Annotated in this window: 10 protein-coding genes; 7 read left to right on the top strand and 3 right to left on the bottom strand. The window is 58.8% G+C overall.

Annotation, left to right across the window (positions count from 1 at the left end):
- The first annotated feature begins 30 nt into the window (after window positions 1–30).
- Genes ACNQOP_RS19300 through ACNQOP_RS19285 form a run of 4 tightly spaced genes read left to right on the top strand, consistent with a single transcriptional unit; the run spans window position 31 to window position 3546 of the window.
- Entirely contained in the window at window positions 31–600 is a 570-nt protein-coding gene (locus ACNQOP_RS19300; RefSeq protein WP_284987903.1) for an aromatic-ring-hydroxylating dioxygenase subunit beta, read from the top strand.
- A gap of 55 nt (window positions 601–655) precedes the next feature.
- Window positions 656–1507, top strand: coding sequence for a 3-(cis-5,6-dihydroxycyclohexa-1,3-dien-1-yl)propanoate dehydrogenase (gene hcaB / locus ACNQOP_RS19295; RefSeq protein WP_284987904.1), 852 nt, complete (start codon window positions 656–658; stop codon window positions 1505–1507).
- Entirely contained in the window at window positions 1504–3078 is a 1575-nt protein-coding gene (locus ACNQOP_RS19290; protein ID WP_284987905.1) for an acyl-CoA synthetase, read from the top strand. Before hcaB ends, ACNQOP_RS19290 begins: the two co-directional genes overlap by 4 nt.
- 6 nt (window positions 3079–3084) lie before the next feature.
- Window positions 3085–3546, top strand: a complete 462-nt coding sequence (locus ACNQOP_RS19285; RefSeq protein ID WP_416405479.1) for a hypothetical protein — start codon at window positions 3085–3087, stop codon at window positions 3544–3546.
- Between the two features lie 102 nt (window positions 3547–3648).
- Here the strand turns inward: ACNQOP_RS19285 and ACNQOP_RS19280 are convergent, their stop codons facing one another.
- Entirely contained in the window at window positions 3649–4020 is a 372-nt protein-coding gene (locus ACNQOP_RS19280) for a DDE-type integrase/transposase/recombinase (RefSeq protein WP_284987907.1), read from the bottom strand.
- A gap of 413 nt (window positions 4021–4433) precedes the next feature.
- A complete protein-coding gene (locus ACNQOP_RS19275; protein WP_284987908.1) occupies window positions 4434–5246 on the bottom strand; it encodes an IclR family transcriptional regulator in 813 nt (270 codons plus the stop codon).
- Between the two features lie 147 nt (window positions 5247–5393).
- On the opposite strand from ACNQOP_RS19275, the gene ACNQOP_RS19270 reads away from it, so the two are divergent.
- Window positions 5394–5963 (top strand): helix-turn-helix domain-containing protein, encoded by a 570-nt coding sequence (locus ACNQOP_RS19270; RefSeq protein WP_284987909.1) that lies wholly within the window; start codon window positions 5394–5396, stop codon window positions 5961–5963.
- A 110-nt stretch (window positions 5964–6073) separates the two neighbouring features.
- Here ACNQOP_RS19270 and ACNQOP_RS19265 read toward each other — a convergent pair whose 3' ends face one another.
- A complete protein-coding gene (locus tag ACNQOP_RS19265; RefSeq protein ID WP_284987910.1) occupies window positions 6074–6940 on the bottom strand; it encodes an alpha/beta fold hydrolase in 867 nt (288 codons plus the stop codon).
- A gap of 876 nt (window positions 6941–7816) precedes the next feature.
- On the opposite strand from ACNQOP_RS19265, the gene ACNQOP_RS19260 reads away from it, so the two are divergent.
- Together ACNQOP_RS19260 and ACNQOP_RS19255 are read left to right on the top strand one after the other, a co-directional pair.
- Window positions 7817–10381, top strand: coding sequence for a flavin-containing monooxygenase (locus ACNQOP_RS19260; protein WP_284987911.1), 2565 nt, complete (start codon window positions 7817–7819; stop codon window positions 10379–10381).
- Between the two features lie 150 nt (window positions 10382–10531).
- Window positions 10532–11350, top strand: a complete 819-nt coding sequence (locus tag ACNQOP_RS19255; protein WP_284987912.1) for an SDR family oxidoreductase — start codon at window positions 10532–10534, stop codon at window positions 11348–11350.
- The last annotated feature ends 626 nt before the right edge of the window (window positions 11351–11976 follow it).

The following is an 11976-nucleotide window of genomic DNA, read 5'->3' as shown; positions in this document are numbered from 1 at the left end:
CGCTCCAATGCAGGAAGCGAGACAGGAACCATGACAGAACATGTTGTAGCCGCGGCTGCCGCCACGGCCGTAGACGAAATCCAGGGCAGGCTGGCCGATGCCGAGATTGCCTACCGCGTTCAACAGTTTTACTTCTACGAGGCTGAACTTCTCGACGACGGCCGGTTTGCGGACTGGCTGGAAATCTTCGATGAGGACCTTACATATTGGGCGCCATTGCGGACAAACCGGCTTCGCCGTCAGGCTGCCCTGTCCATTGGAGCCCGCGGGGAAGCCGCATATTTTGATGAAACCAAGGACTCCTTGGCCTGGCGCATCCGGCGATACGACTCCGGCATGGCCTGGGCCGAGGACCCGCCCTCCCGGACACGACACCTCGTGTCCAACGTGACCGTCCGTCACAGCGGACCGGACCAGCTCACCGTCCGTTCAGCGTTCCTGGTATACCGCAACCGGCTCCAGACGGAAACGGACATCTACGCCGGCGGCCGCACGGACGTCATCAGGGTCAAAGCAGACGGCAGCCTTCGCGTGGCCCAACGCGAATTACTCTTTGACGCCAACGTCCTCCAAGCGAAAAATCTCACCACATTCTTCTAACCAACCCATTCTGGGCAGCCCTTAGCTGGCTGCCCCACATGACAGTGAGGTAAACATGAGCGGAAATGCCTCCGCGGGATGGCTCAACGGTGACGTCGCCCTTATTACAGGCGGCGGATCCGGCATCGGCCGGGCCGTGGCCGAACGTTTTCTGGCCGAAGGCGCGTCTGTTGCCCTGTTCGGCCGGGATTATGACAAGCTGAAAGTCGTAGCTGAAGAATCAGGCGCCGGAGACAGGGTTCTCCCAGTAGCCGGCGACGTCCGAGATCCCGATTCACTTCATTTGGCGGTGCAGGAAACCGTCGATAATTTTGGCAAGCTTGACGTCCTGGTTCCTAACGCAGGCATCTGGGACTACAACAGATCCATTACGAGGCTCAGCGGCACAGAAGTGTCCGAGGCATTCGATGAACTGTTCGCCATCAACGTCAAAGGCTATCTTCTGACCGTCGAAGCGGCCTGGCGCGAACTGGTCAAGTCCCGCGGATCGATTGTGATGACCTTGTCTAACGCGTCCTTCCACTCAGCTGGTGGCGGTCCCATCTACACCGCGTCCAAGTTCGCCTGCCGTGGCTTGGTGACACAACTCGCATACGAGCTGGCGCCAAAAGTCAGGGTCAACGGCGTAGCTGTAGGGGGAATGAACACTGACCTCCGCGGGCCGGAGGCGATCGGCCTGAATGAGCGCTCCATCGCCGATTCTTTCGCCCGCTCAGAAGTCACCGGCAACAACCCCCTGATTCCGTTGCACGACGCATCGGTCGATCCCCGTGACTTCACCGGATCCTACGTCCTGCTGGGGTCACGCCTTAATTCCAGTAACATCACCGGCGCCATCATCCCGGCCGACGGTGGCATCGCCGTCAGGGGCTTCGGAGCCACGGCTGCAGGAGGAGACACCCTGTGACGAACGAAGTAGACATCAATCCAGTCACCGGCGTCCTCCGGCAGGCCCGCTATTTCCCTGGTCAGACTGCCCTGATATACGAAGATGAGAGCTTCGATTATGCGGCTTTGGCCGCCTCGATCGAAGAACAGGCCCGAGCCTTGGTCGGCCGCGGCGTCAGGCGCGGTGACCGCGTCGCATACCTCGGGCTGAACAGTAGTACCTTCTTGGTAACCATGATGGCGGCCTGGTGGGTGGGCGCCATTTTTGAGCCCTTCAACTTCCGTTTGGCACCGCGCGAAGTCGAACGTCTTATAGCCAAATCGACCCCGCGACTTCTCATCGTTGAGCCCGCACACCAAGAAGTCATCGACCGAGCAGACGGAATCGACCGCAGCGCCCTCGAACTTGTTCTTGTGGATAACGACGCCGCTGCCCCATTGCACGGGGAGGTCCCGAACAATTGGACTCCGCTGAGTGCCTTGTTGGCTTCTGGAGCGGCAGTGGAACCAGTCACCCCAGCCCCGGCGCATGAAGATGACCTTGCCATCCTTATGTTCACTTCAGGCACCACTGGTGAACCTAAAGGCGTCCAACTGACCTTCGGAAACATCTGGTGGAACTCGGTGAACGTAGACTCACTCGTCGACACTCGGAGGGGGGATGCCAATCTGGTGGTTGCGCCGCTGTTCCACATCGGCGCTCTGAATGCTCTGACCATTCGGCTGATGGTCCGCGGCGGACTAACGGTGGTCCGCCGGACCTTCGACCCGAGACGGACACTCAAAGACATCGAGGCGTACGGCATCTCACAGGCCTTCTTGGTGCCTGCCCAACTCTCGGCGATGCACCAGACGGACGAATTCGAGCTGCACGACATCTCCAGCCTGCGTGCACTGATATGCGCGGGCGCCCCTGTTCCGCCTGTTCTACTGAAACAGTACGAGTCAAAGGGCGTAGCTGTGCAGCAGGCTTGGGGCCTGACGGAAACATCCCCCTTCGCCACTTATCTGCCTGCCGAATTGACATACCGCAAGGCCGGTTCATGCGGTATCCCCATGCCATACTCCGATGTTCGTATCGTTGATCCCTTTTCCCTTCAGGACGTCAGTGACCCGGGTGAGACGGGAGAATTGTGGGTTCGGGGCCCCAACGTTACGCCCGGGTACTGGAACAACCCTGAAGCTACAGCGTCAGCCTTTCACCAGGGCTGGTTCCGCACGGGTGACATTGGATACGTCGACGAGGAAGGGTACTTCTTCATCGTCGACCGGCTTAAGGACATGATCATCACCGGCGGCGAGAACGTCTATCCCGCCGAGGTGGAGCGTGCCTTGATGGAATACCCCGGCGTCCTGGACGTGGCAGTCGTCGGAGTCGACGATTCCCAATGGGGCGAGTGTGTAGTTGCAGTGATGAGTTGCAAGGATGGCCTTGTGCCCACCGTAGAAGAAGTGCGGGAGTTCACCAGCAACTACCTCGCCCGCTACAAGCTCCCGAAGCGGCTGGTCCTCACCGGGTCCGTCCCCCGCAACGGCTCGGGCAAGCTGGACAGACACAGCATCAGGCAGCTCGTCAAGGACGAAGGGTAAACGGAAATGTCCACAGACGAAGTCGACATGCTGAAGTGGCCCGAGCCACTGCCGTCGTCCTGGCAGTGCGTCCGGACCGACGCGCCCGAGGGCCGTGAATCCACCTACCAGGTGACAAAGTACAATAAGCTGGCGGGCGAGGTGCGCGTGGTCTTTACTGTCGCACATCCAATCGGGGCAGCATACCCTGCAGGAGCGCGGGACCGGCTCCTCATACCTGACGCAGAGACAAGCGCCGCAGCCCTTCAGCTGGTTTCCGAGCAAGTCATGGCGAGTGATCCCGCCTGCCGGCGCCTGGTCCTGGCGGTTAGGGCGGGGGATGTTCCCGGAATTGCCCGCGGTGAAAGGGCCGGCTTCCGGTACGTTCTGGACGTTGATCTTCCGGACGGTTCCGTATCGTTGCTCGCTGCCGAGCCGGACGCGGTCTTGGAAAGTTCCCGGCATCTGGACGATATTCCCACCTCGTAGACACGTCCCTGGTCAGTGGCCCTTAGGGGTACTACCCCGGTTGCTTGTGGCGCGGCTGGCGGGTGAGGCTCCTTTGAGTGCAGCGTGAGGCCCGGCCTGATTTTAGTGCTCGATGAAGTCCTGGTAGAACGCTGGATCTTCAACCCCGTTGGCAGAGAACGCGGCGATCGCGTTGCGCATGAAGGCGGCGGCGGTTTCTTTGGTCTCGTCAGGCAGGATCTCTGAGTAGACGTAGCGGGAGTGGTCATCGACAGCATGGTGAATAGACGTGAAACCCCGAAGCAGCCCCCGGTTCCTGCGGGCGCCTTCAACCAGATTCCGCGCTCGTTTGTTCGCATCCCCGGCTACTCTTCCCAGGCTGCGGTGGCCTCCACCGTACGGGGTCCTGCCCCGTTTCTTCACCTCAACGTGGATCACTTCACCGGGCCAGGCCGATCCATAGCGGCGGACTCGTTCCTGCCGGACCCTTGCCACGGTTGCAGGATCGTGAAGCGCAGCCGCGGGCAGTGGTAGCAGTGGAGGATGCGATGGACTGTGGAGATGTTCAAGTGCAGGTGGTATGCAATTTTTGCCGGCCCCAAGCGCCTGGGGGTTCGCAGCCCATCGACCGGTTGTTCTGTCCGTAGGGCACTGCAGTGTGAGCATCTCAACTGCCGGCTGGGCAGGTAATGCATCTCAGCAGCTCCGAGCTCGACGTTACGCTTGAACCACCGGGCCAAACATTGAGCGAGCTTCAACCGCCCGGCAGGGGCAAGGATCGCGTTGAAGTGGGACACGAGGGCCTCCTGGTATCTGTGTTTCTCTCGAGGCTCCACACAACACCCGGAGGTCCTCTCTTCACTATGTCAATTCCCACCCCGTGTCACCAACGTACCGGGACAGTACACCTAGGCGCCCCGGACCAAGCGGAGCTGGTGCTGACGCTGTGCATTTGCTGCGGCGACAGCACGGCCCGCGGCGTAGCAGACCTTCCGCAGTGCACTAGCCTGTGATTCCGGGGCAAACTTTCCGGCCGGTCCCGAAACCGACATCGCGGCCACGGGCCGGCCATCGGACCCCATGATGGGTGCTGCAATACAGTTGAGCCCTGTGAGAATTTCCTCGCGGTCGAACGCCAGATTAGCCTTCCTGATTGTGGCGAGTTCGGCCCGGAAGGCATCCGGATCAGTGATCGTCGCAGGAGTCCACGCTGCCATTTCCGACCCCAGGACCTGTTCTGTAGCGTCCGGGTTATGAGACAGCAGAACCTTCCCCACTGCTGTGCAATACGCGGGAGCCCGGCCGCCGATGCGTGAGGGACTCCGGACCTGAAGGTGACCATAGAGCTTGTTCAGATAGACCACGTCCGTGCCTACAAGCACCGCGAGGTGGACAGTTTGGCGACTCATCTCGTAAAGATCTGCCAAGTAGGGTGTCAGTGCATCCCGGATCCGGCCGTGGGCAGCGGTCTCATTGCTGGCTCCGAGAGCATGGATGAGTTTGCCGAGCCGGTAGGCGTTTCCGGCCCTCTCGACGGCACCGCTGCGCTGCAGCATGGCCAGCACCCGGAATGCTGTCGACTTGGACATGTCCGACCGGCGTGCAAGCTCACTGACACCGACGCCGGTTAGTGCATCATTCCCAAACACGCTCAATAGGGCCATGGCCTTATCTACGGCGGCACGATCATCACGAGCTGTGGCAGCAACACTGGATGCCATAGTTTCCTCCAACGCTGGGGCGGCCCGTCCCGGGAGCAGAACCCCTTGAATTGGGCCCGTCCCTCTATAGCCGGCAATTCCAGTGTGCAACTCCCCCCAGGGTATGTCAAACATGACTTTTCGTCATTTATAAGTGACAATAGTGATGTGGCTATCAATGATCTTGTTTCCCGCAACATCCGTCGCTTCCGTGCAGAGCGGAACCTCACCCTTGGGGATCTGGCCCGGAAGGCTTCCCTTTCGAAGCAGACGTTATCCAAGATCGAACAGGGCGAAGGAAACCCCACAGTAGGGACACTGGAGGCCATTGGCGAAGCGTTGGGTCTTAGCTTCCGTAAATTGGTGACCGAGTGGGGAACCAAGACAACTGTCTCCCGCGCCAGTGACGCCGCCTGGGTGCGGACCGCGTTGGGCGAAGAGAGAAGCCTCGACAGGATCTACGGAACCGGCTACGTCCACACGCAGGTCGTCACAGTTGAACGAAGCCATCGCGCAAAGCTTGTTCCGGCCCGAAGCCCGGGAACGCTGTTCCAGGTGTATGTCATCGAAGGGCGGTTGGAGACAGGGCCGGAGAACGAGATGCTGGTACTTAGCACGGGCGACTTCGGCCGGTTCCCTGGGGACGTGGACCACGGATTCCGGAGCCTGGGTGGTCGAGCTGTCTTTCACCTAACAACGACTGCCCCCGAGGTGCCACAATTTACAACCGCCCAGTAGGGCTATGAGTGTTTAGCAGCCCGGCCCTTCCCGTGTCGGCGCATATGCCACCTAATGACGTGTGGCCGCCTCCTCCGGGAGACGGCCACAGCTCATCAGAGGTTTTCTGCTTAGGGGGTTACACCGCGGGCGGCCAAATACTGCTTGATGATCGTGTTGAATTCTTCGGCACGTTCGACCTGTGACCAGTGCCCGCACCGGCTGAAGATGTGCGCGTCGGCGGTGGGGATGACATTCAGCAGCTCCCAGGTACGCGAAACAGGAATGACAACGTCCTGAACACCATGAATGAGCAGGACAGGAATCTCCAGCCTGGAGAGCACATCGAAGTCGAGCGGCAGCTCCTCTCGATCGCGGTCGCGTGCGGCAACCACCTCCGCCAAGCGGTCTGAGGCCGTGTCGTTCATGGCCGCTTGGTAGCGCAATGAGACGAGTTCATCGGTGACCAGAGACGTGTCCACAACGAACAATTCCAAGGTCTTGCGGATGCCGGTTTCCGAAAGGTCTGGCTTGGAGTGGCCAGCCAGAGCGCCCGTCAGCTTGGCGCCGCCGGTACCCATCGAGACGACGCCCAACAGGCGCTCGGGGAAATCGATGGCGAATTGAAGGGCCAGCCACCCACCCAGCGAGTTGCCCACGATCCACGCCTTTTCGATGCCGAGTGCATCAAGGACGCGGACGGCATGGCGCACCCATTCCCGGATGCCATACTGCGTTCCTTCAGCAACCACGGACTGGCCGTAGCCGATGGAGTCAATTGCGATGCACCGCCCTTGTTCCGCGAGCTGCGGAAGGTTGAGCCACCAGTTAGCAGCTGCCGTGACTCCGGTGCCGGACCCGTGAAGAAAAAGGATGGGAGTACCCTCGCCGAGTTCGTGATAGTGGGTAAGCTCGCCGTCAGCGGTCTCGAGCCATTTGTCCTCCAGTCCGAAAAATGCGTCAGTAGTGTAGCTCGGAACTTGCAGCTGTGTGGTCATAATTGAGGCTCCAAAAATGGTCGTCCCGGCGTTCGGGAATGGTGGGGGCAGAACCCTGCATGGGCGTCATTATCAAGCTAGGCCAATCCGCGCGGGGCTGGGAGTCGGCGTTCCGCCATGCGGCACGTCACCTTACGTGCTCAGCAAGTCCGTACCTAACCTATCTGATGGTTTTCCTGTTCCAGTTATTGCTGGGAACGTCCAAGATGGATACGTGGAGGATCGGGTAGTGGGCCCAAAAAGCTTTGGCATCGAACCTTAATTGCTTCGGGGTCGCCCCGGCTACGGCCGCTGAATCTATGCACCAGTAATTGGCCCACCGAAGCGCTCAATGGCTTGCTCCAAAACCTCCGGGGCTCCGTCGTCGGCCTACGAAGCCTTGCCAACTACATCGCTTATCGCTACTCGAGACCGTCGGATTCATACGACAACTACACCCTCAAATGTGATGAGCCAGTTAATTAATTGGGGAACCCGACGGGAACCAGTGTCAGGGCATGACTCAGTGGGGCCATCTGATGCTTCCTGTCGCTTTCGCGAGTTCAACGGCGCCGAGGCGGCAGAGCTCGGGTATACGCCTGCGGCCATGTACTTACTAAAGCCTCCCCTGTTGCGTTGCTATCCCGTCGCCACGAGCACCACCACGGTGCCGTCCCCTTTTAACACGGCCAGATTCTGGGCATTGATGGAAATGACACGTTCCGATTCGCCAAATGGTCAATTGTTTCTGTTCTTGTCAGTCAAACGTCCGAAGACGTCGTGCGTTCCCTCAGTCAATGTAGTCCATGGCGGGGATCACATTCGAGGGTCTTGCCCCTCGTCTCACCAGGTATTCGTGTGAGCACCTCCCAGCCGACGACAGAGAGGATTTAGCAAATGACCAAACATCACGACGTTGTGGTGATCGGAGCCGGATTTTCAGGACTATACAGTGTCCACAAATTGCGCGATGAGTTGGGGCTGGACGTTCAGGGGTTCGAAGCTGCCGGCGGCGTCGGAGGCACCTGGTGGTGGAACCGGTACCCGGGAGCACGCTGTGATTTCGAGTCCGTGCATTATTCTTATTCGTTCTCTGAAGAGCTGCAGCGTGAGTGGAAGTGGACGGAGAAGTTCGCGTCCCAGCCCGAAATCCTCGCGTACCTAGAATGGGTAGCGGACAAGCTAGACGTCCGCCGTAGCTTCCGCTTTGGAACCCGGATCACATCAACAATCTGGGACGAGGATAATTCGCGTTGGCAAGTCGCGGCCGAAGACGGCTCCACATGCACCGCACGGTTCGTCATTTCGGGCGTCGGTGGGCTTTCAGTGCCCAAAGAGCCCGAGTTTGCAGGCGCGGACAGCTTCGAGGGTGAACTGTACTTCACGAGCAGCTGGCCTCATCATGAGGTCAACTTGGCAGGCAAGCGCGTTGCGGTTGTGGGTACAGGCTCGACTGGCATCCAAGTCATTCAGGAAGTCGCACGCCAGGCCGCGCACCTGACAGTCTTCCAGAGGACGGCCAATTTCGCTGCCCCCCTTGGCAACGAAAAACTTGAACCGGAGCGGCAGGAATGGAACGCAAAAAATCACGCAGAGCTCCGCGCAGGTTCGCGGCAGAGCCTTCTGGGCGTTCCTTACGAACCGGCCCGTCAATCGGCCCTCGAGGTATCCGAGGAAGAACGCAAAGCCGTCTATGACAAGAACTGGGCTGAAGGCGGATTCCGCATGCTTGCCTCAACATTCACCGATCTGTATTTCGATGAACGTGCCAACGACACCATTGCCGACTACATCCGGGGTCGCATACGGGAGAGGGTCAACGACCCGGCCACGGCGGAACTGCTGTGCCCGGATGACCACCCGTACGCTACGAAACGGCCCCCTTTTGAAACGGGCTATTACGAAGCCTTTAATCTCCCGCACGTGGATCTTGTCGATTTGCGTTCGGCGCCCATTGAGGAAATCACGCCCAAAGGGATCGCTACCACTGCTGCCCACTACGAGTTTGATCTGATCATCCTCGCCACCGGATTTGACGTATTTACGCGCCCCCAGCTGAACCTCGGATTGATCGGGCGGGAAGGGATTCGCCTTGAGGATAAGTGGGGGGGAAGTCCCGCCACCTATCTCGGTATTAGCACAGCTGGCTTCCCAAACCTCTTCATGATTAACGGACCCCAAAGCGCCGCAGCGCAGTACAACAGCCCTCTGGCGATCGAGGATCATGTCGATTTTGCTACCAAGGCTATATCCCACACTCTAAAATCCGGGGCGAAGACCATCGAGGCATCCGCGGAAGCAGAGCAGACCTGGGATGCGCTGGTTACAGGGATGCTCAACATGACACTTGTGCCTAAGGCGACCAACTCGTGGTTCAACGGCGACAATATTCCAGGTAAGGCACGGGCGGCCTACTACTTTGCGGGCGGGACACCGATGTATCGGGCGATCCTCAATCAGGTCCAGGACCGGACATTCGCCGGTTTCGCATTAGACGGTGGCGCACCGTTGAGGATCCCTCCGCTCGTTCGCCTGCACCCGTCGGCTGTGGCGGTTCTGGCTGGCATGTTGAACCAGGGGGTAAAACCGCTCGAAAATTGCACGCCGGAAGAGATGCGTGCATTGGTCGGTGCTATGACGAAAATGCAGGTTCCCGGCCCTGACCTCCAAGTCATTGAAGTAGAGGATCCGAATGCGCGGATCTATATTCCTGATGGCGATGGTCCGTTCCCTGTGGTGGTGTTTTACCACGGTGGGGGGTGGGTGGCTGGGTCTGTTGAAGTCGCGGACGCTCCTTGTCGACAGCTGGCCGACAAGCTTGGGGCCATCGTCGTCTCTGCTGCGTACCGTCTAGCTCCCGAGCACCCGTTCCCTGCCGCTACTGACGACACGTTCGCGGCACTGCAATGGACTGTCGAAAATATCGGTGCGTTCCGGGGCAATCCGGAACGGATCATGGTCATGGGCGAAAGCGCCGGCGCTACCCTCGCCGCCGTTGCCGCACTCCGTGCACGGGACGCTGGCATCGACCTGCTTGGCCAGGTGCTCGTCAACCCTGCCATTGACCCCGAGGCACAGACCGCTTCCAAGAATGAGTTCTTCGATGGGCCGTTCCTCACAGTTGCTGCGGGTGATGCCATATGGGCGGCCTATCTTTCGGGGGCCGAAATAACGGCCTATGCGGCCCCAGGGCGCGCAGAATCATTCGCAGGACTTGCTCCGGCGATCATTATCACCGTCGAATGTGACCCCACGCGCGACGAGGCGGAAGACTACGGGCGCGCTATGGAAGCTTCCGGCGTACCGGTTGTGACGCACCGTATTCCAGGGCAGATGCACGCAGTTTTCCCACTTACGGCGGTCATCCCGCAGGCAACCGAGATGCAGGACATCGTTGCGAAGTTCCTATCTGACCAGCTTCTGGAGCGCGGTCTCATAACCGCCAACGTCGTCGCCCATTAGACGTTTTCAGCCGACTGGCGTGCCGTAATCGCCGATGTCATTGGGACGCAATTGGGTATCCAACCCACTCGAAAACAAGAGGTCTCGGCCTTCTAAAGACAATTACACAAAGTAGGACCATAACTAGTTCGTATTGATAAGGAGAGAAACATGAGCGGGTTGGAGAACCTGACTGGTCGGGTCGCAGTAGTAACGGGCGGTGCTTCGGGGATCGGCAAGGGCGTGGCCCGACGACTTGTCGCTGCTGGTTGCCAGGTGGTGATCGCTGGCCCCGATGAAGGGCCGCTAGTTGAATCGGCAGAAGAAATCGGAGCATTCTGGTTCCGTGCCGATGTGACTGACGAAGCTTCCATTCGCGCTCTTGCGGATTATGTCATAGACACCTGTGGGCGGGTGGACATCCTGATTAACAATGCGGGGGTCGGGCCAATGGCTCCTATCGATGAGTTGACTATTGAAGACTTCCGGTGGGTGTTGGAGGTTAACCTCTTCGGCGTAATTTTAGGAACCAAAATTTTCCTTCCTTTACTGAAGGCAAACTTGGATGGCGGTCACCTAGTCAACGTGTCGTCTATGGCGGGGATCATTACGGGCCCTTGGATGGGTGCCTATGCGCCCTCCAAATTCGCCGTCTTGGCACTCACTGAAGTGCTGGCGGGCGAGCTGGCCGAAGAGGGGTCAGCCGTTGGAGCATCTGTACTGGTTCCCGCCCAAGTCAATACTGATATCAACAAGAACGCAGTAAATCGTCCCGGCAACAAAGACCCGGAGGCGGAAAGCAACAATGAAAAGCGCCTTCCTCCCCTCCGGCGGCTTGAACCCGAGGACGTCGGTGACATGGTGGTGGACGCCATTCGCAGTGGCTCGCTGTACATCGTTACCCATCCCGAAACCCTTCCTATGGTCCAGGCGAGACACCGGTCTATCGAGGCAGCCTTTTCATCCTTACCGAGCGTTCATGCTGTTTGATGTCCTGGTTTAGTTGACCAAGTACAACCCTGGCAAAGTAACCTCCGCGACGAAATAATGTCCGTCGGGCGTCGAAAGCGGCAAAAGACAGCTACTACCTAAAAGCCGTTCGAATTGGCAAACGTAAAGTCACCGGAAGACCAAGACGCATTCACCAGAACGACAGCAATGAACAAATTTGATTGTGCTCTCGGATCCCGACGCTTTTAGGTTGTCGTTTAACCGGGGATTTACTCGATCAAGCCCTCAACAGAGCTGAAGCCGCCCTAATGCCATACGGATGCCGGCAGTAGGCCGGACATTACATCAACAAGCTCGCCATGAATCCGTCCGCTTTCGAGCAACGTACGGTCGAAGTTTAACAGAATCATATTGAAAAACTTTCAATATGAGTCCAATAATTCTTTCCGTGAAACAAAACTCAAATTCTACCTTGATCAATAAGCAGCGATGTAACCCTTCCCGTAAGAGCCTGCTTTTACCGGCGGCCGGGCAAGCATGGCTGAAACGTTCAGAGACAAAGGAGTCATCATGACAGTAGAAACCCAGGCCACCGCCGCCGCTTCAGGTGCCGGCGCCACCGCAAGGTTCCGCGAGAACAAGCACTTCGCCGCGGCCACCAGCCA

It is taken from the genome of Arthrobacter sp. LFS091, assembly GCF_047977885.1.
GTDB lineage: Bacteria > Actinomycetota > Actinomycetes > Actinomycetales > Micrococcaceae > Arthrobacter.
The sequence above is the reverse complement of the archived record's forward strand: the minus strand, read 5'-3'. Positions and strand labels throughout refer to the sequence as shown.